Here is a 20284-nt window from a genome sequence, read left to right as displayed (position 1 = left end):
AATGGCGCCGTCACCGTTGGACTCCCGGGTGGTTAATCTGCTCATACGAACGAGGAGCTGGGAGTTGGGGACATGGCTGCGCTCGCCTGGTTGATCATTCCTGTGGTGGCGGCGCTCTGCGCCATGGTCTGGGCCGGCTGGGCCGCCCGCACCCCCAGGGCCACCGGCGATCCCGCCTCGCTCGCCGAGCACCAGCGGTTCAAGGCGGCGATGGAGCGCAGCACCTCGGCCGGCGGGGAACGGGACCGGTGACCCGGGCGGCGCGGTGACGGTTCCGTCCCGTACTGTCGGTCCCATGCCACGCCGCTCCGCGACGATGCTCGCCGCCACCCTGCTGCTCATAGCACTGCTCTGCGCGTCGGTCTTGATGAAGGTCCCGTACACGGAGATGAGCCCGGGCCCGACGTACAACACGCTCGGGACGCAGGAGAACAGCGACAAGCCGGTGATCCAGATCACCGGCCACGAGACCTACCCGACCAGCGGCCACCTCAACATGACGACGGTTCAGGTGACGGGGGCCAAGTACGAGCCGAGCCTGGTCTCGGCGGTGGTCGGCTGGCTGCGCGGGGACGTGCTGGTGGTGCCGCACGACAACGTCTACCCCGAGGGGCAGACCGACCAGGAGGCGCAGCAGCAGAACGCGGAGGAGTTCGCCTCCTCCGAGGACAGCGCCAAGACCGCGGCGCTGAACCAGCTGGGCATCCCGATCGGCAGCGAGGTGATCGTCAACTCGGTGGTGGCGGGCGGCCCCTCCGACGGCAAGCTGCACGCGGGCGACCGGATCCTCGCGGTGGACGGCACCACGATCACCACCGACACCCAGGTGGCCGAGCAGGTCACCAAGCACAAGCCGGGCGAGGAGGTGGTCTTCACCGTCCTGCCCAAGGACAAGGAGGCGGGCTCCGGCGAGCAGCAGCGGGTCGTCATCACCACCGCCAAGGCCCCCGACTCCGACCGGGCGGTCGTGGGCATCCGCCCCCGGGTGAACCACACCTACCCGTTCAAGATCGAGATCGGTCTGCAGGACGTCGGCGGTCCCAGCGCCGGGCTGATGTTCGCCCTCGGCATCGTGGACAAGCTGACCCCGACCGACCTGACCGGCGGCACGTTCGTGGCCGGCACCGGCACCATCACCGACGAGGGCAAGGTCGGCCCGATCGGCGGCATCTCGATGAAGCTGATCGCGGCCCGGGACAAGGGCGCCCAGTACTTCTTCACCCCGGCCGACAACTGCGCCGAGGCCTCCAAGAACACGCCGGAGGGCCTCCGCCTGGTGAAGGCGGAGACCCTCGACAGCGCACTGAAGTCGCTGGACCTGATCCGGGAGGGCAAGGCGGCGGACCTGCCGTCCTGCAAGGCCGCCTGACCCGGGGTCAGCCCTGGGAGAAGCCCTAGGAGAAGGTGGAGAGCAGCGCCTCGGTCAGGCCGGGGACCAGCTCCGGGCCGGTCAGCACCTCGCGGGCGACGTCCTTGGAGCGCAGCCGCAGCGCGATCTCCTTCTTGCCGTCGCGCAGCACGGCGGCGGTGATCCGGACCTCCTCGCGGCCCGGCTGGTTGGCCACCCACTCGGCGATCTGGGCCTCGGTGGCGTTCTTCGGGCGGGTCTGCTCGGCGCCCGGCGGAAGCATCTGACGCTCCACCACCAGGGCGCAGCCGGCCACCTGCTCGGGCCAGGCGATGGTGCCGAGGAACTTGTCCAGCTCCATGCCGGCGGGCAGTTCGTCCTGCTCGACCGGGGTCAGCCCGTCGTCGTCCGGGCCCAGGCCGAGCTGCTTGGCCAGCCGCGGGTCCTGGCGGCGCAGGGCGGCGCTGTCGACCAGGGCGAACAGCCGGGCCGGGAGGTCCCAGCCGAGGGTGGCGGCGTACTCGTCGATCTCCAGCGCGGCGCGGGTCAGCGGGGAGGCGGCGGGCGGCTTGCCGCCGGCCAGGGCATCAAGGGCATCGGACATGGCTCCATCCTCACACGGCGGCGGGTGCGGTCCGCGCAGGGCGTGGGGTGGGGTGGGTCGCCTGCGGCGGGCTCGTGGGGGCGGAGGAGGGGGAGAGGCGGGTGGGGCCGCGGGGGCGGGGGGTGGGGGAGTGCCGCCGTCCGACCGGACGGAGTGCGTGAAGTCGTGGTGAACCGTGGGAACTCAGGTAAAGAGCCATTAAGTTGCATCAGGAGACCCGCCCGAAATCTGACGACACGACACACCAGAGGTGCCCCCTTGGTTTTCCAGATGCCGGACCGCCCGCAAGGCCCGGGCTTCCGTGCCAGAGTCGGCCCGCCCTCCCGCCGCACCCGGGTGCTCCTGCTGACCGCAGGTGTCCTCGCGGTGCTGTTCCTGCTGTTCGTGATGTTCGCGGGTCTTTGGACGGACTGGCTCTGGTTCAAGTCGCTCCACTACTCCTCCGTGTTCACCGCCCAGCTCTGGACCAAGGTGGGCCTGTTCGCCGTCTTCGGTCTGGCGATGGCGGTGGTGGTCGGACTGAACGTCTGGCTGGCGCACCGGCTGCGCCCGCCGCTGGCCGCGATGTCGGTGGAGCAGCAGAGCCTGGACCGCTACCGGATGGGCGTGGCGCCCTACCGGAAGTGGCTGCTGATCGGGATCTCGCTGCTGACCGGCCTGGTGGCCGGCGCGGCGGCGGCCGGTCAGTGGCGGACCTGGATGCTGTGGACCAACCAGACGCCGTTCGGGGTGAAGGACAGTCAGTTCCACCTGGACGTCTCGTTCTACGCCTTCGAGCTGCCCTGGTACGAGTTCCTGCTGGGCTTCGCGTTCAGTGCGGTGATCGTCTCGCTGCTGGCGGCCGCGCTGGTGCACTACCTGTACGGCGGGCTGCGCCTGCAGGGCCCCGGCCGCAAGGCCAGCCCGGGCGCGCAGGGCCACCTGGCGGTGCTGCTGGGCGTGTTCGTGCTGCTGAAGGCGGTCGCGTACTGGCTGGACCGGTACGCGCTCGCGGTGAAGACCGGCGGCTACAAGGGCGTGGACGGCTGGACCGGGCTGCGCTACGTGGACGCCAACGCGTTCCTGCCGGCCAAGACCATCCTGTTCTTCGTGGCGATCATCTGCGCCCTGCTGTTCTTCCTCACCCCGATCCGCAAGACCTGGGCCCCGGCCCTGATCGGCTTCGGGCTGATGGCGCTCTCGGCGGTGCTGATCGGCGGGCTCTACCCGGCGATCGTGCAGCAGTTCCAGGTCAAGCCGAACGAGCAGGCCAAGGAGACGCCGTACATCCAGAAGAACATCGACGCCACCCGGCAGGCGTACGGCATCGCCGACAGCGAGACGCAGCAGTACTCGCCCAAGGCGTCCACCTCCACCGAGGCGCTCAAGCAGGACGCGCAGACCATCGCCGACATCCGGCTGCTCGACCCGAACGTGGTCTCGCCGACCTTCCAGCAGATCGAGCAGCAGCGGTCGTACTACAAGTTCCCGAAGACGCTGGACGTCGACCGGTACACCAACGGCCAGATCGGCGGCCAGGACACCGTGATCGGCCTGCGCGAGCTGGACCTCAACGGGGTGCAGCAGCGGAACTGGATCAACGACCACTTCAAGTACACCCACGGCTACGGCGTCGTCTCGGCCAAGGGCAACCAGGTCAACGACAAGGGCCAGCCGGTCTTCACCGAGTCGGGCCTGCCGTCCACCGGGGCGCTGGGCGACTACCAGCAGCGGATCTACTACGGCGAGGAGACCAAGACGTACTCCATCGTCGGCGGCTCCAACGACGAGATCGACTACTCCACCGACAACGGGGACAAGACCTACAAGTACACCGGCGACAGCGGCGTCTCGCTGGACAACCCGTTCACCCGGGCCGCCTACGCGGTGCGCTTCGCCGAGCCGCAGATCCTGTACGCCGGCGCCATCACCGACGGCGCCAAGGTGCTCTACGACCGCACCCCCAAGGAGCGGGTGGAGAAGGTCGCCCCGTGGCTGTCGATCGACGCCGACCCGTACCCGGTGGTGCAGGACGGCAAGCTGGTCTGGGTGCTGGACGGCTACACCACCTCGGACGGCTACCCGTTCGCCTCCAAGACCACCCTGGGCGACGTCACCAAGGACTCGCTGACCGACCAGCGCGGGCGCACGCTCACCACGGTCAACAAGGTCAACTACATCCGGAACTCGGTGAAGGCGACCGTGGACGCCTACACCGGCGAGGTGACGCTCTACCAGTGGGACGACGCCGACCCGGTGTTGAAGACCTGGATGAAGGCCTTCCCCGGCACGGTCGAGGCCAAGGACAAGATCCCGTCCGCGCTGATGCCGCACCTGCGGTACCCGCAGGACATGTTCAAGGTGCAGCGCGACCTGCTCGGCATGTACCACATGACGGACGCCAACTCCTTCTTCAACGGCACCGACATCTGGCAGGTGCCGGTGGACCCGACCACCAACACCGGTGACGTGCAGCCGCCGTACTACATGACGGTGCGGATGCCGGACCCGGCGGTGACCCAGGCGAGCTTCTCGCTGACCACCACCTTCGTGCCCAGCAAGCGGGACAACCTGGCCGCCTTCATGGCCGTCAGCGCGGACCCGGGGCCGGAGTACGGCAAGATCCGCATCCTCAAGGTGCCGGGCGACTCCAACACGCTCGGTCCCAAGCTGGTGCAGTCGCAGTTCAACTCCAACGCCGACGTGGCGAACAAGCTGAACACCCTGAAGATCGGCGGCGACTCCGAGGTCGAGTACGGCAACCTGCTGACCCTCCCGGTCGGTGGCGGCCTGCTCAACATCGAGCCGGTCTACGTCCGCGGCCGCGGCGCCAACTACCCGGTGCTGCAGCGGGTGTTGGCGGTCTACGGGAACGACAACGTGGCCTTCGAGAGCACGCTGGAGGAGGCGCTCAAGAAGGTGCTCGGCAACGCGACCACCGGCACCACGCCGACCGCGCCGACCACCCCGGGGACGACGCCCACCACGCCCACCACGCCGACCACCCCGACGACGCCGACCACGCCGGGCACCGGCGACGCGGCGCAGCAGAAGGCGGTGGCCGACGCGCAGAAGGCCTTCAACGACATGGAGCAGGCGCGCAAGGACGGCGACTGGGCCAAGTACGGCGAGGCCCAGAAGGCACTGAAGTCCGCCCTCGACGCCGCGACGGCGGCAGCGCAGCAGAAGGCCGGTTAACGACCTGCTCAGACCCCGTGCTACAGTTGTGAACACAACGACGCGGGGTGGAGCAGCTCGGTAGCTCGCTGGGCTCATAACCCAGAGGTCGCAGGTTCAAATCCTGTCCCCGCTACTCTGAACCGAAGGCCCGGAGATTCATCTCCGGGCCTTCGGTGCTTCCCGGGGCTGATCGCCCGTCAAATGGGCTCACCCGTCCGGGTCGTGCTCCGGTACGATGCGTCCCCGGGGTTTGTGGGGGGCAAGTGTCGGGAAATCGACAAAGCGCTGAAGCAATCTCGCCGGGCTTCGGCCCGCTCCCGCCAAACCTGGCCGGGGCAGGTGTACGCGGGTTGCGGGTGATGCGACGATGGAGCACATGGGGGACGCCGTACGGCAGTTGACTCCCCTGCCCCGGGGAGGTCGCCGTCGCAGCCTCGACGTCCCCGGCGGATGCCGCGGCACTCGGGGGAAGCGGGAGTCGGCATGAGGCTGATCGGAAGGAACGATCCGGGCAGGGCGGACAAGTCGGCCGTGGGGGCGGTCGACACCGAGGCGTGGGCGCAGAGCGAGGAGCCGGCCGCCGCGCTGCCGGCCCAGCGCACCAGCGGCCTGACCGTTCCCCGGGCCGCCGGCTACGGGCCCGACAGCCTGGTCCGGGTGCCCGCCAGGCAGTTCGCGCCCGCCGCGGGCAGCTACGCCGCGCCCGCCGACGAGCCCGAGCCCGACCCGATGAGCTTCGAGTCCGCCCTCGCCGCCCGCGAGCAGGCCGCCCTCGAGGTGAGGCACCGTCAGGCCGCCGACCAGGGCGACCCGAACGCGGCCAGCCAGCTCGGTGCGCTGCTGCTGCGCCGCGGTGACCTGGAGGACGCCGAGCCCTACCTGCGCAGCGCCGCCTCCGCCGGACTGCGGGCCGCCGCCAACAACCTCGGCGTGCTGCTGCACCAGCGCGGCCACCGGGCCGAGGCCGCCCAGTGGTGGCGGCAGGCGGCCGTGGCCGGCTCGGCCCCGGCCGCGCACGCACTCGGTCTGCAGCTGCGCGACCAGGGCGAGGAGGAGGCCGCCGAGTACTGGCTGCACTTCGCCGCCGAGCACGGCCACCCGCTCGGCGCCTACGCGCTGGGCGACCTGATGGAGCACCGGCGCGACGTGCGCGCCGAGCGCTGGTTCAAGGTGTCCGCCGACGCCGGCCACCGGGAGGCCGCCTACCGCCTGGCCCGGATGCGCGAGGCGGCCGGCGACAAGGAGACCGCCGAGACCTGGTACCGCACCGCCGCCGCCCGCAGCCACGCCCGCGCGGGGCTGCGGCTCGGCGTGCTCCTGGAGGAGCGCGGCGACGTGGAGGAGGCGGCGCGCTGGTACCGGCAGGCGGCGCAGAACGGGGAGGCGCGCGCGGCGTGCGCGCTGGGCTTCCTGCACCGCGACGCGGGCGACCTGACCGCTGCCGCCGAGTGGTGGCAGGAGGCGGCCGAGGCCGGTGACGGCAACGCCGCCAACGCGCTCGGCGCCCTGCACGCCGGTCGCGGCGAGGCCGTCGAGGCCGAGCACTGGTACCGGCTGGCGCTGGAGGCCGGCGACCAGAACGGCGCCTTCAACCTCGGCCTGCTCTGCGCGGGCGCCGGGCGCGAGGCACAGGCCGAGCAGTGGTACCGGCGCGCGGCGTACGCCGGGCACCGGGAGGCCTGCAACGCCCTGGCCGTCGTGCTGCTCCAGCGCGGCGACGAGTCCGGGGCCGAGCCGTGGTTCTCGAAGGCCGCCGAGGCGGGGAGCGTCGACGGGGCGTTCAACCTCGGGGTGCTGCACGCCGGGCGCGGGGAGCAGCAGCAGGCGCACGAGTGGTACGCGCGCGCTGCGGCGGAGGGGCACGGGGAGGCGGCGCTGCAGCTCGCGGTCGTCCACGAGCAGCGCGGGCAGCTGACGGGTGCTCTGGAGCGCTACCGCCAGGCGGCGGCGGGCGGTTCGGCCGAGGGCGGCTTCCGGCTGGCCTCGCTGCTGGACCGGCGCGGCGACGCCGACGCGGAGGCCGAGCACTGGTACGCGGTCGCGGCGGACGCCGGGCACCGGCGGGCGCAGGTCCGGATGGGCGTGCGGGCCGCGGAGCGCGGGGCGCTGGAGATCGCCGAGAGCTGGTACCGGCGGGCGGCGGAGGCGGGCAGCCGCAGCGCCGCCTTCAACCTGGGGCTGCTGTTGGCCCGTCAGGACCAGGAGGGCGAGGCCATCGCCTGGTACACCCGGGCCGCCGACGCCGGCCACGGGCGGGCCGCCCTGCGGCTGGCCCTGCTGGCGCTCCGTCGCGGCGAGCCGGTCCAGGCCGAGTCCTGGTGCCGCCGCGCCGCCGACTACGGCCCCCCGGAGGTCACCGAGCGGGCCGCCCGTCTGCTGGGCGCGCTGCACACGGACCTGAGCGCGTAGGCCCCGGAGGGGCCTTCAGGGGCGCGAGGAACTGCGCGCTGGGGAACGGCAGCACCTGCAACCGGCTGACGGCGGTTCAGTTGCCGGTGAGCCGCCTCCCGAAGCGCGCAGTTCCTCGCGCCCCCGGGTCGCTGCCCTGCCGGCCGCCGGGTTCCGAATGCTCTGACTAGCCCTGACTGCACGAAGGGCAGAGGCCCCGGTACGTGACTTCGGCCGCCGAGATGACATAGCCGAAGCGCTCGGCTGCGGGGAGGGCGGCGAGCAGGTCACCCTGGGGGTGGACGTCGCGGATGGAGCCGCAACCGGAGCAGATGAGGTGTTGGTGGGCGTGCCGCGCGTTGGGGTCGTAGCGCTTGGCGCGGCCGTCCGTGGAGACCTCGAGCACCTCGCCCAGGGAGACCATCTCGCCCAGCGTGTTGTAGACCGTGGCGCGGCTGATCTCGGGGAGGCGCTCCACCGCCCGGGCGTGTACCTCGTCGGCGGTGAGGTGCACGTGCTCGCCGTCGAGGACCTCGGCCACCACACGACGCTGCGAGGTCATGCGCCAGCCGCGTCCGCGAAGTCTTTCCAACAGGTCACTCATGCCTGACAGGGTAAGCCAGGTTCTCGACTTGGTTCCAGTGTTGACTTAGACAAAGTCCAAGCTAGGATCGAGCCGAAGCTCAGGCACACGGTTACGACCGACGACCGGACACGCGGAGGCACCCCGACATGACCACCCAGAGCGAGCGGCCCATCCTCACCACGGAGGCCGGTGCGCCGGTCTCGGACAACCAGAACACCGAGACCGCGGGTGTGGGCGGACCGGCGCTGGTCCAGGACCAGCTGCTGTTCGAGAAGCTCGCGCACTTCAACCGCGAGCGCATCCCGGAGCGCGTGGTGCACGCCCGCGGCGCCGGCGCCTACGGCACCTTCACGGTGACCGCGGACGTGACCGCGTACACCCGGGCGAACTTCCTCTCCGAGGTCGGCAAGCAGACCGAGACCTTCCTGCGGTTCTCCACCGTCGCGGGCAACCTCGGTTCGGCCGACGCGGTGCGCGACCCGCGCGGCTGGGCGCTGAAGTTCTACACCGAGGAGGGGAACTACGACCTCGTCGGCAACAACACCCCGGTCTTCTTCATCAAGGACGCGGTGAAGTTCCCGGACTTCATCCACACCCAGAAGCGCGACCCGTACACCGGCTCCCAGGAGGCGGACAACGTCTGGGACTTCTGGGGCCTGTCGCCCGAGTCGACCCACCAGGTGACCTGGCTGTTCGGCGACCGCGGCATCCCGGCGTCCTACCGCCACATGAACGGCTACGGCTCGCACACCTTCCAGTGGGAGAACGAGGCCGGCGAGTACTTCTGGGTGAAGTACCACTTCAAGACCGACCAGGGCATCAAGAACCTCACCGCGGCCGAGGCCGCCGTGCTGGCCGGCGAGGACCCGGACAGCCACCAGCGCGACCTGCGCACCTCGATCGAGAACGGTGACTTCCCGACCTGGACCGTGCAGGTCCAGATCATGCCGGCGGCCGACGCGGCGAACTACCGCTTCAACCCGTTCGACCTGACCAAGGTCTGGCCGCACGCGGACTACCCGCCGATCGAGATCGGCAAGCTGGAGCTCAACCGCAACCCGGAGAACGTCTTCGCCGAGGTCGAGCAGTCGATCTTCTCGCCGGCGCACTTCGTGCCGGGCATCGGCCCGTCGCCGGACAAGATGCTCCAGGGCCGCCTGTTCGGCTACGGCGACGCGCACCGCTACCGGGTCGGCATCAACGCCGACCACCTGCCGGTGAACCGTCCGCACGCCACCGAGGCGAACACCAACAGCCGGGACGGGTACCTCTACGACGGCCGCCACGGCCGGGCGAAGAACTACGAGCCGAACTCCTTCGGCGGCCCGGTGCAGATCGACCGTCCGCTCTGGGCCTCGGTGCCGCTGACCGGCGCCACCGGTGAGAGCGCGGCCCCCTCGCACGCCGAGGACAACGACTTCGTCCAGGCGGGCAACCTCTACCGCCTGTTCTCCGAGGACGAGAAGGCCCGTCTGATCGCCAACCTCGGCGGCTTCATCGCCAAGGTGTCGGCGGACCGCGAGGACATCGTCGAGCGCGCGGTCAACAACTTCCGCCAGGCCGACGCCGACTTCGGCAAGCGCCTGGAGGAGACCGTCCGCGAGCTGCGCACGCAGAAGTAACGGACGTTCAGAGACCGCGGGCCCCGGGTGTGTTCAGTCACCCCCGGGGCCCGCACCAATGTCCGGGGACGCGCCGTCAGACGGTCAGCGCCCGCAGCACCTCGTCGTGCAGCAGCCCGTTGGAGGCCACCGCGTCGGCGCCGCCCGGGCCGTCGACGCCGTCCAGGCCGGTGAAGCGGCCGCCGGCCTCCTGCACCACGATGCAGGGCGCGGCCATGTCCCAGAGCGAGAGCTCGGGCTCGGCCGCCACGTCCACCGCGCCCTCGGCCACCATCATGTAGGACCAGAAGTCGCCGTAGGCGCGGGTGCGCCAGCAGGAGCGGGTGAGGTCCAGGAAGGCGTCCAGCCGGGCGCGCTCCTCCCAGCCGCTGAGCGAGGAGTAGGAGAGCGAGGCGTCCTCCAGGCGGGAGACCTTGGAGACCTCGATCCGGCTGGCCTTGGCCAGGCTGCGGCCGGCGTAGGCGCCCAGGCCCTTGGCGGCCCACCAGCGGCGGTTCAGCGCGGGGGCGGAGACGATGCCGACCACCGGGTGCTGCTCGCCGTCCGGGCCGACCTCCAGCAGGGAGATCAGGGTGGCCCAGACCGGGACGCCGCGGACGTAGTTCTTGGTGCCGTCGATCGGGTCGATCACCCAGCGGCGCGGGCCGGAGCCCTGGAGGCCGAACTCCTCGCCCAGCACCGCGTCCCGGGGCCGGGCCCGGGCGAGCACGTTGCGGACCTGCTCCTCGGCGGCCTTGTCGGCGTCGCTGACGGGGGTGAGGTCGGGCTTGGTCTCGACCTTGAGGTCCAGCGCCTTGAAGCGCTCCATGGTGATCGAGTCGGCCGAGTCGGCGAGGACGTGGGCGAGTCGGAGATCGTCGTGGTAGTCGGCCATGCCGAAAACCCTAGCGAGCCGGGTCCGTCCGGGACCAGTTCGGCTCGCACTGCGGACCGGTCCGTCCCAGACCGGCCGGACTCAGTGGGCGGAGCCGCTGAGCTGGAGGCCGATCACCCCGGCGACCACCAGCGAGATGGAGACCAGCTTGAGCACCGAGGTGGCCTCGTCCAGGAAGACCATGCCGTAGATCGCGGTGCCGGCCGCGCCGATCCCGGTCCACACCGCGTAGGCGGGGCCGACCGGGAGGGTCTTCAGCGAGAGGGTGAGCAGTCCGAAGCTGCCGAGGGCGAAGACCGCGAAGCTGACGGTGGGCCAGAGCTTGGTGAAGCCCTCGCTGAGTTTGAGGTTGATCGCGAAGCCGGTCTCCAGCAGTCCGGCGATGATCACCAAAGCCCAAGCCATCCGAGCCGACTCCCCTCGCGAGGCCGGACCGGCCGGTCCGACCTTCCTATGATCGCCGCGAGGGGGCGGACCGACACTTCTGACGGGCCGAAAGGTGTCGACCAGTCATCTGGACGTCACCTCAGTCGCCCTCCCGGGCCTCCTTGGAGGCCAGCAGCCGGCGCAGCGAGTACAGCCGGGCCTGCTCGGCGTGGCCCTCCTCGACCCAGGCGTCCAGCGCGCAGTCCGGCTCGTCGTGGCTGCAGGCGCGCGGGCACCCCTCCGTGCCGGGCTCCAGGTCGGGGAAGGCCAGGATCACCCGGGACGGGTCGATGTGGGAGAGGCCGAAGGAGCGGAAGCCGGGGGTGTCGATCACCCAGCCCGGCTCCAGGGCCTTCTTCGAGCCGGGCTTGGCCCCGGGCGGCGGGGGCAGCCGCAGCGCCAGCGCCGAGACGGTGGTGTGCCGGCCGCGGCCGGTCACCGCGTTGACGTGGCCGGTGGTCCGCTGACGCTCCGGCACCAGCGCGTTGACCAGGGTGGTCTTGCCGACGCCGGAGTGGCCGATGAAGACGGTGGCCATCCCGCGCAGCCGCTCCCGGACGGTCTCCGCGCCGGTGGTCTCCAGCTCGTCCCGCCGGGTCACCACGTAGTCGATGCCGAGCGGCGCGTACGTCTCCAGCAGCGGCTCGGCCGGGGCCAGGTCGGACTTGGTGAGCACCAGCAGCGGCGTCATCCCGGCGTCGTACGCGGCCACCAGGCAGCGGTCGATCAGCCGGGAGCGGGGCTCCGGGTCGGCCAGCGCGGTGACGATGGCCAGCTGCTCGGCGTTGGCCACCACGATCCGCTCGTACGGGTCGTCGTCGTCCGCGGTGCGGCGCAGCACCGAGCTGCGCTCCTCCACCCGGACGATCCGGGCCAGCGTGTCCGGCTCGCCGGAGAGGTCGCCGACCAGCTGGACCACGTCGCCGACCACCACGCCCTTGCGGCCCAGCTCGCGGGCCTTCATCGCGGTGACCTCGCGCTCGCGCTTGGTCCCGGCCTCGACCAGGCAGGTGATCCGGCCCCGGTCGACGGTGAGCACCATCGCCTCGGAGGCGTCCTCGTGCTTGGGCCGGATCCTGGTCCGCGGCCGCGAGCCCTTGCGGGCCGGGCGGTTGCGGATGTCGTCCTCGTCGGTGTCCTTGCCGTAGCGGCGCATGTCGTGATTCCCCGTCAGCCCCGGCCGAGGAGCTCGGCCCACATCTGCGGGAAGTCCGGCAGGGTCTTCGCCGTGGTGGCCACGTTCTCCACCAGCACGCCGGGCACGGCCAGGCCGAGGACGGCGGCGGCGGTGGCGAGGCGGTGGTCCTCGTAGGTGTGGAAGGTGCCGCCGTGCAGCCTGCGCGGGCGGATCCGCAGGCCGTCGGCGGTCTCGCTGACGTCGCCGCCGAGCTCGTTCAGCTCCTTGGCCAGGGCGGCCAGCCGGTCGGTCTCGTGCAGCCGCAGGTGGGCGATGCCGTAGAGGTGCGACTCGGAGTCGGCCAGCGCCGCGACGGCGGCGATCACCGGGGTGAGCTCGCCGACGTCGTGCAGGTCGGCCTCGATGCCGTGGATCCGGCCGGTGCCGGTGAACTCCAGGCCCTCGTCGGTGAAGGCGCAGGCGCCGCCCATCCGGGTGTAGAGGTCACGGAGCTGGTCGCCCGGCTGGTAGGTGTGCTTCGGCCAGTCCCGGACCGTCACCCGGCCGCCGGTGACCAGCGCGGCGGCGAAGAACGGGGCCGCGTTGGAGAGGTCCGGCTCGACCACCAGGTCACGGCCGATCAGGGCGCCGGGGGTGACCCGCCAGACGTCCTTCTCACCGCCGTCCTCGGGCGCGTCGACCTGGGCGCCGGCCTTGCGGAGCATGTCGACGGTCATCCGGATGTGCGGCAGGGAGGGAACGGTGGAGCCGGTGTTGCGCACCTCCACGCCGGAGTTGTAGCGGGCGCCGGAGAGCAGCAGGGCGCTGACGAACTGGGAGGAGGAGGACGCGTCCAGCTCCACCGTGCCGCCGTCCACCGCGCCGGTGCCGTGCACGGTCAGCGGGAAGCCGCCGCGGCCGCCGTCGTCGATCCGCACGCCGAGGGCGCGCAGCGCGTCGATCACGCCGTGCTGCGGCCGCTCGTGGCTGCGCGGGTCGCCGTCGAAGTGCACCGGGCCGTCGGCCAGCGCGGCCAGCGGGGGCAGGAAGCGCATCACCGTGCCGGCGTTGCCGACGTCCACCTGGGCCGGGCCGCGGAGCCGGCCGGCCGGGATGACCCGCCAGGCCTCGCCGCCGCCGGTGCCGCCGCTGGCGTTGTTGACCGTCTCCTCGACGGTCACGCCGAGGGCGCGCAGGCCGTCCGCCATCAGCTGGGAGTCCCGGCTGCGCAGCGGCCGCCGGACCCACCCGGGGCCGTCGGCCAGCGCGGCCAGCACCAGCGCGCGGTTGGTCGCCGACTTCGATCCGGGGATGGTGACGGTCGCGTCGACGGCACCGCTCGCGACGGGTGCGGGCCACAGCTCTTCGGTCATGCAGTCAGTCTAGGGGCCGTCCCGCCGAGCAAGCCGAGGCCGCGACGCCGGGGCACGCGCCTCGCCGGCTTCTCGTCGGTCGCCGATGCTCCGCATGGACTCCCTCCTCGGCGCCGCCGAGCCACGCACCCCAACGCCGCGGCCCCTTCGGCTTGCTCGGCGGGACGGCCCCTGGGCCGTCCCGGCACGTACCGCTCCGGCGGAGCTGACGGTGGTTCAGGCCAGCAGCCAGGCGGCGCCCAGGGCCAGGGAGACCAGGGCGACCAGCAGGAAGACCGTCACCCAGAGGAGGGGCCCGAGGCCGGTGAGGCGGGCCAGTTGGTCGGCGTCGGTGGACCGGGCTCCCTCGCGGCGGCGCTTGCCCTGGAGCTCCAGCACCGGCCGGACCCCGGCCAGCAGCAGGAACCAGACGCCCGCGTAGGCGAAGGCGGACTGCAGCTGGCTGCCGCCGTACCAGGAGATCAGGAAGAAGGCGCCGCCGGTGACCACCACCGAGAGCAGCCCGTAGAGGTTGCGGATCATCACCAGCAGCCCGGCCAGCAGCACCACCGAGATCCAGAGCAGCTGGGTGACGTGCTGTCCGGCCAGCAGCGCGGCGCCGCCGAGGCCGAGCAGCGGGGGAGCGGTGTACCCGGCGGCGGCGGTGAGGATCATGCCGGGGCCGGTCGGCGGGCCGGAGGAGATGGTCAGGCCGGAGGTGTCCGAGTGCAGCCGGATGCCGGAGAGCCGACGGCGCGTCAGCAGCGCGACCAGCCCGTGGCCGCCCTCGTGCGCGATGGTCACCACGTTCCGGCTGAGCCGCCAGAGCGGCCGGGGCACCACCGCCAGCAGCGCGGCCCCGGCGCAGGCCAGCACCAGCCAGCGCGGCGGGGCCGGCTGGGTGGCGGTGACCGCATCGGTGACCGTCCGCCACAGTCCCGCGAAGTCCATTCCCTACCTCCTCCACCACGCCGGACCGGCAGCCTCCCATGCCAGGACGGCCGGGCGGAACCGTCCGGTTCTGCCCTTCGGGTGAGAACGGCCGTGGCAAGCTGGCCGTCATGTGCGGACGCTTCGCCTCCACCACCGCGCCCGAGGACCTGGTCGGGATCTTCGGCGTCGAGCAGTGGGACCCGACCGAGACCGTCGCGGCCAGCTGGAACGTCGCCCCGACCTCCCCGGCCTTCGTGGTGCTGGACCGCCCGCCGCGGGGCGGCGGTGCGCCGGTGCGCCAGCTGCGGGTGCTGCGCTGGGGCCTGGTGCCGTCCTGGTCGCAGTCGCCGGAGACGGCGGTGAAGATGATCAACGCGCGCTCGGACACCATCCACGAGAAGCCCTCCTACCGGCAGGCCTTCGCCTCCCGCCGCTGCCTGGTCCCGGTGGACGGCTACTACGAGTGGGAGACCATACCCACGGAGAAGGGGAAGCCGAGGAAGCAGCCCTACTTCGTGCACCGGGCGGACGGCACCGTCCTCGCGCTGGCCGGGGTGTACGAGTTCTGGCGGGACCGCCGCCACCCGCCGGACCACCCGGAGGCCTGGATGGTCACCTGCGCGATCGTCACCACCGACGCCGAGCCCGCACTGGCCCCGATCCACCACCGGATGCCGCTCTTCCTGGACCCCTCCTCCTTCGACGCCTGGCTCGACCCGGCGCTGGACGACCCGGGCCGGCTCTTCCCGCTGCTCGTCCCGCCCGCGCCCGGCGCCCTGGTGGCCCGGCCGGTCGGCCCGGCGGTGGGCAACATCCGCAACAACGGACCCGAACTGCTGCGCCCGGCGGACGAGATCGAACCCGACGAGAGCGTGCTGTTCTGATACGACACAGTTCCCGGTAGCGGTTCTGGCAGAGCGCCGCCCCACCTGACGGAGTGTCATGCTCGTTCCCACCCCGGCCGGCGAGGCCCGGATCACCCTCCACCCGGCCGCCGCGCAGCCCCGTGCCCTGCTGGCCCTCGGCCACGGCGCCGGCGGCGGCGTCGAGGCGCGCGACCTCCGGGCGCTGGCCGCCGTGCTGCCCGGGCACGGGATCACCGTGGCCCTGGTCGAGCAGCCCTGGCGGGTGGCCGGCAAGAAGGTCGCCCCAGCGCCGAAGACCCTGGACGCCGGCTGGCTCCCGGTGATCGCCGAACTCGGCGGGCAGGGGCTGCCGTTGTACCTCGGCGGCCGCAGCGCCGGAGCCCGGGTGGCCTGCCGGACGGCGGGAGCCCTCGGTGCGGCCGGGGTGCTCGCGCTGGCCTTCCCGCTCCACCCGCCGGGGAAGCCGGAGAAGAGCCGGGCGGACGAACTGCTCTCCACCGGCTGCCGCACCCTGGTGCTGCAGGGCGGCCGGGACACCTTCGGCACGCCCGCCGAGTACCCGGCCCTGCCGGACACCCACCGGCTGGTCGAGGTCCCGTACGGGGACCACGGCTTCGCGGTGCCCAAGCGCGCGCCGGTCTCCCAGGAGGAGGCGCTGGAGGTGATCACCGCGGCGGTGCTGGACTGGCTCTGACCAGCCCTGACAGGTCCGTCCGGCGTACCGGGAATTACCTGTGCGGGTGAGGGGTTGAAGCCTCACGTCAGCACGGTGAAACCGGTGGAGAGGCAGGGCAGATGGGTTCGATCGCGTGCCCCGAGCGTGCGGGCGCGGCTTCCGCGATGCCGGACTGGTCCGAGTGGATCGGCGCGGGCGGGAAGTCCGTCAGCCCGATATCCTCGCTGTCGGGCGGGCCCACCCCGGCGCCTGCCCGTACTGCCGAGGAGGTGGGTCCGGTCGTCGGAGCGGAGCACGAGGCCGAGCCGGTCGAGGTCAGCGCGGTGCTGACGGGTGAGGAGCTGGCCGAGGCGATCGGCGAGGACACCTTCCGGGTGTCGGCCGACGAGACCGAGGACGAGCGGCGCGAGCGCTTCGAGCGCGACGCCCTCGGCTACCTGGACCAGATGTACTCGGCGGCCCTGCGGATGACCCGCAACCCGGCCGACGCCGAGGACCTGCTCCAGGAGGCGTTCGCCAAGGCGTACGCGTCCTTCCACCAGTTCCGCGAGGGCACCAACCTCAAGGCCTGGCTCTACCGGATCCTCACCAACACGTTCATCAACTCGTACCGGAAGAAGCAGCGGGAGCCCCAGCGCACCGCCGCCGAGGAGATCGAGGACTGGCAGCTGGCCCGGGCCGAGTCGCACATGTCGACCGGTCTGCGCTCGGCCGAGGCCCAGGCGCTCGACCACCTCCCGGACAGCGACGTGAAGGACGCCCTGCAGGCGATCCCGGAGGAGTTCCGGATCGCGGTCTACCTCGCGGACGTAGAGGGCTTTGCGTACAAGGAGATCGCGGACATCATGGGTACTCCCATCGGCACGGTGATGTCCCGGCTGCACCGTGGCCGCCGTCAGCTGCGCGTCATGCTGGAGGACTACGCCCGCGAGCGCGGGCTGGTCCCCGCCGGCAGCGGTGCAGGGCAGGAAGCGAAGGGCTCGGGCTCATGAGCTGCGGCGATCCGCACGACACCGACTGTGGAGAGGTGCTCGACCACCTCTACGAGCTGCTCGACAACGAGATGGCCGAGGGGGACTGCGCCAAGCTGAGGGTGCACTTCGAGGAGTGCTCCCCCTGCCTGGAGGAGTACGGCCTGGAGGCCGCCATCAAGGCCCTGGTCAAGCGCTCCTGCTCCAGCGACCACTCGCCGGCCGACCTGCGCGGCAAGGTGCTGGCCCGGATCGACCTGATCCGCGCGGCCCAGCGCGAGGGCGAGCCGCAGCCGCTGGCCGCCGAGGCGGCCGAGTAGGCACGAGCACCCGCGGGGGAGCCCGGTAGGCCGTCGCGGCCTGCCGGGCTCCTCCGTGTCCGCCGCACCCTCACTCGTTCGAGTGAGTCGGCGCTGCGCCGACCGGGGCATTCCGGGATCGGGCGTCCAGCCCGCCCGCCGGGCCCCTATTCTCCCTGACGGGCCCTCAGTAGGCGGGTGCCCCAAGGGAACTGCGGCCTTGGCGGGAGGCGGAGATCGTCGGTGACGAGGCGGCCCCGGCCCTGCCGGGAGCGGCCAGACGGTACGTGGTGCTGGTGCTGTGCGGCGCGGTCGCGGGTCTGCTGACCCTCGCGCTGCCGGGCGGCGGGCCGCTGTCGGGCCCGGTGCACTGGCCCCGGCTCGGGCTGCTGGCCCTGCTGCACGCCTGCTGGGACTCGCTGGCCCAGGGCAGTCCGACCCCCTGCCTGCGCACCGCGCGGGCGGCCCGGGCGGTGCTCACCGGGCGGCCGTCGGCCCCGGTGGCCCGGCCGGTGGAGGCGGAGGCGGCCGGGCCGGTCTTCCTGCCGGTGCTGTTCGCCGGGGTGCTGATGCTGCCGCCCGCCGCGGCCGCCCTGGTCGCCGTCCCGGCCGCGCTGGTGGCCCCGGCCGCCGCGCCCCGGGCGCTGCGCCGGGCGTGGAACGCGGCCCAGCTGGGGCTCTCCGCGTTCGCGGCCGCCCTGCTGTTCCGGCTGCTGCACGGTCCCGAACTGCTGCTCGGCTCCCGCTTCCCGGGCGCGGCGCTGCCCGCACTGGCCGCCGTCCTGCTGTTCTGCCTGGTCAACGCGGCCCTGGTGGCCGCGATGCGGCGCCTGGCCACGGGCGGCTCCGGGCGGACCGCGGTGGCGGAGGGGCTCGGCGGCCGGCTGGCCGGGGCGCTGCTGCACGGGGCCGGCGGGCTGATGGTGGCGGTGCTCTGGCAGGGCCCGTACGGGGCGTTCGCCGCGGTGCTGGCGCTGCTGCCGTTCTCCATCTCGGCCTGGGTCTCGGCCCAGGGCAGCCGGGAGCGGACGGCGCACCGGGCCACCGTGCAGGCGCTGGTGCAGGCGGTGGAGATCAAGGACGCCTACACCCGGGGCCACAGCGAACGGGTCGGCCGGGCGGCGGTGCTGATCGCCCGTCAGCTCGGGATGGCCGAGGACCGGCTGCGCACCCTGCACTTCGCCGGGACGCTGCACGACGTCGGCAAGCTCGGGGTGGCCACCGAGCTGCTGCGGCGCAACGGCCCGCTCACCGAGGCCGAGCGGCGCGCGGTCGAGGTGCACCCGGTGTTCGGCTTCGAGCTGGTGCGCGGGATCGACTTCCTGGGCGAGGCGCGCGGCGGCATCCTGCACCACCACGAGCGGATGGACGGGCGCGGCTACCCGAACGGGCTGGCGGGGGACCGGATCCCGGAGTTCGCCCGGATCATCTCGGTGGCGGACGCCTTCGACTCGATGACCTCCACCCGCTCCTACCGGCGGGGACGCCCGGTGGCCGAGGCGGTGACCGAGCTGGAGCGGTGCGCGGGCAGCCAGTTCGACCCGCGGATGGTGCGGGCACTGGTCGAGGCGGTGGCCGAGCACGGCTGGCGGCCCGCGCTGCCGCCGCCCGGCGGCTGGGACGGCGAGGTGCCGGACATCCCGCTCGGCGTGCCCGAGCCCGCCCGCCGCGGCTCGTCCGACCTGATGCGCGGCAGCTCGTGATCCGGGCGCTGCGGCTGGCCGCGGCCGGGCTGTTCCTGCTCTGCTGCCTGGACGTGCTGCACCACGGGGTGGCGGCGCCGCTGGTGGCGGCCGCCTTCGCGCTGGTGGTGGCGGTCGGCGAACGCGTCCGGATCACCCTGCCGGGCGACCGCGAGCAGGCCCCGATCGGCACCGCGGTGGCGCTGGCGTACGCCCTGCTCGGGCCGCTGCACGGCCTGCCCACCACGCACAGCGTCACCCAGGTGGTCGCGGTCGCGGGGGTGGGCACCCTGCTCGGCCGTTTCCCGCACCGGCGGCGCTCCCGCCGCCCCGCGCACGGGGGCGGGGAGCCGGCGCCCGGGGTGCTGGACGGGGCGGCCCGGCGGGTGCTGACGGTGGGTTTCGCCGGGGTGCTGTTCCAGCCGCTGTACAACAGCGGCGCGCTGGACCAGCTGCCGCTGGCCGGGCCGGTCTACGGGGTGTTCCTGACCGGGGTCGCCGCGCTGGCCGCACTCTGCGACGCCACCCTGGCGGCGGTGCAGCGGCGGGCCGCGCACGGGCTGCGGTTCGGGGCCGCGCTGGAGGACGAGCTGCGCTCGCTGCTCGGGATCGGCTCGGCGATCGTGGCCACCGGCATGCTGATCAGCCTGCTGGCGGGCGAGGTCGGGCTCTGGGCGCTGCCGCTGTTCTGCGCCCCGCTGGTGCTGGCGCAGGCCTCGTTCCGCCGGGCCGCCGGGATCCGGGCGACCACCGGGCAGACCATCGAGACGCTGGCCCGGGCCACCGAGGTGGCCGGCTACACCCCGCCGGGCCACGCCCGCCGGGTGGCCGACACGGCCTGCGCGCTCGGCCGCGAGCTCGGGCTCGGCAGCCGGGACCTGGCCCTGCTGGAGTACGCCGCCCTGATGCACGACATCGGGCAGCTCTCGCTGGTCGAGCCGGTGCCGGGCGGGGCCACCGCGCTGCTGCCGCAGGCCGAGCAGCAGCGGATCGCCCGGCTCGGCAGCGAGGTGATCAGCCGGACCGGGGTGCCCCGCCGGGTGGCCGGGCAGGTGGCCCGGCTGGCCGATCCGTGCCGGGGGCCGGACGGCCGGGAGGACCCCTCCGTCCCGTTGGCCGCCCGGATCATCCGGGTGGCCAACGCCTATGACGACCTGTCGGCCGCGGCCCGGGCCCGCGGGCTGGGCGAGCCGGACGGCCGCCGGGAGGTGCTCGGCCGGCTGCGGGCGGAGGGCGGCCGGCTCTACGACCCGAGGGTGCTGGACGCGCTGGGCGGTCTGTTCCCGTCAGCCGCGGGTGCTCGGTACCCGGACTGATCGCGGACGCCGCTACCTGACACCCCCGGGACGGTTCCGCCCGGCGTGGCCTCCGGACCTGACTG

18 protein-coding genes and 1 tRNA gene are annotated in these 20284 nt (G+C 72.9%); 12 read left to right on the top strand and 7 right to left on the bottom strand.

Annotated features, from left to right (window positions below; translation table 11 throughout):
- Window positions 1-72: 72 nt before the first annotated feature.
- Window positions 73-252, top strand: a complete 180-nt coding sequence (locus ACWCYY_RS10060) for a hypothetical protein (RefSeq protein WP_345287367.1) — start codon at window positions 73-75, stop codon at window positions 250-252.
- Between the two features lie 43 nt (window positions 253-295).
- On the top strand, window positions 296-1369 hold the full coding sequence (locus tag ACWCYY_RS10055) for a YlbL family protein (protein WP_345287369.1): 1074 nt from the start codon (window positions 296-298) through the stop codon (window positions 1367-1369).
- Window positions 1370-1394: 25 nt separating this feature from the next.
- Here the strand turns inward: ACWCYY_RS10055 and ACWCYY_RS10050 are convergent, their stop codons facing one another.
- Window positions 1395-1952: a PPA1309 family protein gene (locus ACWCYY_RS10050; protein ID WP_345287371.1), complete on the bottom strand. Its 558-nt coding sequence runs from the start codon at window positions 1950-1952 to the stop codon at window positions 1395-1397.
- Window positions 1953-2222: 270 nt separating this feature from the next.
- Between ACWCYY_RS10050 and ACWCYY_RS10045 the strand changes: the two genes are divergently transcribed.
- The 3 genes from ACWCYY_RS10045 to ACWCYY_RS10035 all read left to right on the top strand — a co-directional run bounded on the left by ACWCYY_RS10045 (window position 2223) and on the right by ACWCYY_RS10035 (window position 7520).
- A complete protein-coding gene (locus ACWCYY_RS10045) occupies window positions 2223-5129 on the top strand; it encodes a UPF0182 family membrane protein (RefSeq protein WP_345287430.1) in 2907 nt (968 codons plus the stop codon).
- A 41-nt stretch (window positions 5130-5170) separates the two neighbouring features.
- Window positions 5171-5244, top strand: a tRNA-Met gene (locus tag ACWCYY_RS10040).
- 596 nt (window positions 5245-5840) lie between these two features.
- Entirely contained in the window at window positions 5841-7520 is a 1680-nt protein-coding gene (locus ACWCYY_RS10035) for a tetratricopeptide repeat protein (protein ID WP_449795652.1), read from the top strand.
- Between the two features lie 166 nt (window positions 7521-7686).
- Here the strand turns inward: ACWCYY_RS10035 and ACWCYY_RS10030 are convergent, their stop codons facing one another.
- Entirely contained in the window at window positions 7687-8103 is a 417-nt protein-coding gene (locus ACWCYY_RS10030; protein WP_449795628.1) for a Fur family transcriptional regulator, read from the bottom strand.
- A 128-nt stretch (window positions 8104-8231) separates the two neighbouring features.
- Here ACWCYY_RS10030 and ACWCYY_RS10025 point away from each other — a divergent pair, with 128 nt between their 5' ends.
- The gene (locus ACWCYY_RS10025; RefSeq protein ID WP_345287374.1) at window positions 8232-9707 is read left to right on the top strand and encodes a catalase; all 1476 of its coding nucleotides are present in this window, start codon (window positions 8232-8234) and stop codon (window positions 9705-9707) included.
- A gap of 76 nt (window positions 9708-9783) precedes the next feature.
- On the opposite strand, the gene hisN is transcribed toward ACWCYY_RS10025, so the two are convergent.
- The 5 genes from hisN to ACWCYY_RS10000 all read right to left on the bottom strand — a co-directional run bounded on the left by hisN (window position 9784) and on the right by ACWCYY_RS10000 (window position 14427).
- Complete coding sequence (gene hisN / locus ACWCYY_RS10020) at window positions 9784-10581, bottom strand: histidinol-phosphatase (protein WP_345287376.1); 798 nt, start codon at window positions 10579-10581, stop codon at window positions 9784-9786.
- Window positions 10582-10662: 81 nt separating this feature from the next.
- A complete protein-coding gene (locus ACWCYY_RS10015) occupies window positions 10663-10986 on the bottom strand; it encodes a DMT family transporter (RefSeq protein WP_345287378.1) in 324 nt (107 codons plus the stop codon).
- Between the two features lie 121 nt (window positions 10987-11107).
- Window positions 11108-12163, bottom strand: coding sequence for a ribosome small subunit-dependent GTPase A (gene rsgA, locus ACWCYY_RS10010; RefSeq protein WP_345287379.1), 1056 nt, complete (start codon window positions 12161-12163; stop codon window positions 11108-11110).
- 14 nt (window positions 12164-12177) lie between these two features.
- Window positions 12178-13497, bottom strand: a complete 1320-nt coding sequence (aroA, locus tag ACWCYY_RS10005; RefSeq protein ID WP_345287381.1) for a 3-phosphoshikimate 1-carboxyvinyltransferase — start codon at window positions 13495-13497, stop codon at window positions 12178-12180.
- Between the two features lie 216 nt (window positions 13498-13713).
- Window positions 13714-14427 carry a M50 family metallopeptidase gene (locus ACWCYY_RS10000; protein ID WP_345287383.1) on the bottom strand — a complete coding sequence of 238 codons (714 nt, stop codon included), beginning with the start codon at window positions 14425-14427 and terminating at the stop codon, window positions 13714-13716.
- Window positions 14428-14537: 110 nt separating this feature from the next.
- Here ACWCYY_RS10000 and ACWCYY_RS09995 point away from each other — a divergent pair, with 110 nt between their 5' ends.
- The 6 genes from ACWCYY_RS09995 (at window position 14538) to ACWCYY_RS09970 (ending at window position 20219) form a co-directional block, all read left to right on the top strand.
- Complete coding sequence (locus ACWCYY_RS09995) at window positions 14538-15293, top strand: SOS response-associated peptidase (protein WP_449795627.1); 756 nt, start codon at window positions 14538-14540, stop codon at window positions 15291-15293.
- A gap of 58 nt (window positions 15294-15351) precedes the next feature.
- Entirely contained in the window at window positions 15352-15969 is a 618-nt protein-coding gene (locus ACWCYY_RS09990; RefSeq protein WP_449795626.1) for an alpha/beta hydrolase family protein, read from the top strand.
- A gap of 101 nt (window positions 15970-16070) precedes the next feature.
- Window positions 16071-16943, top strand: coding sequence for a sigma-70 family RNA polymerase sigma factor (locus tag ACWCYY_RS09985; RefSeq protein WP_449795625.1), 873 nt, complete (start codon window positions 16071-16073; stop codon window positions 16941-16943).
- Complete coding sequence (rsrA, locus tag ACWCYY_RS09980; protein WP_345287391.1) at window positions 16940-17242, top strand: mycothiol system anti-sigma-R factor; 303 nt, start codon at window positions 16940-16942, stop codon at window positions 17240-17242. Before ACWCYY_RS09985 ends, rsrA begins: the two co-directional genes overlap by 4 nt.
- Window positions 17243-17508: 266 nt before the next feature.
- On the top strand, window positions 17509-18924 hold the full coding sequence (locus ACWCYY_RS09975) for an HD-GYP domain-containing protein (RefSeq protein WP_449795624.1): 1416 nt from the start codon (window positions 17509-17511) through the stop codon (window positions 18922-18924).
- On the top strand, window positions 18921-20219 hold the full coding sequence (locus ACWCYY_RS09970; protein ID WP_345287395.1) for an HD-GYP domain-containing protein: 1299 nt from the start codon (window positions 18921-18923) through the stop codon (window positions 20217-20219). The genes ACWCYY_RS09975 and ACWCYY_RS09970 overlap by 4 nt, the downstream gene beginning before the upstream one ends.
- Window positions 20220-20284: the final 65 nt, after the last annotated feature.

Source organism: Kitasatospora sp. NPDC001664 (assembly GCF_053596675.1).
Note: the sequence above shows the minus strand (reverse complement) of the source record. Positions and strands in the feature narration are given on the sequence as shown.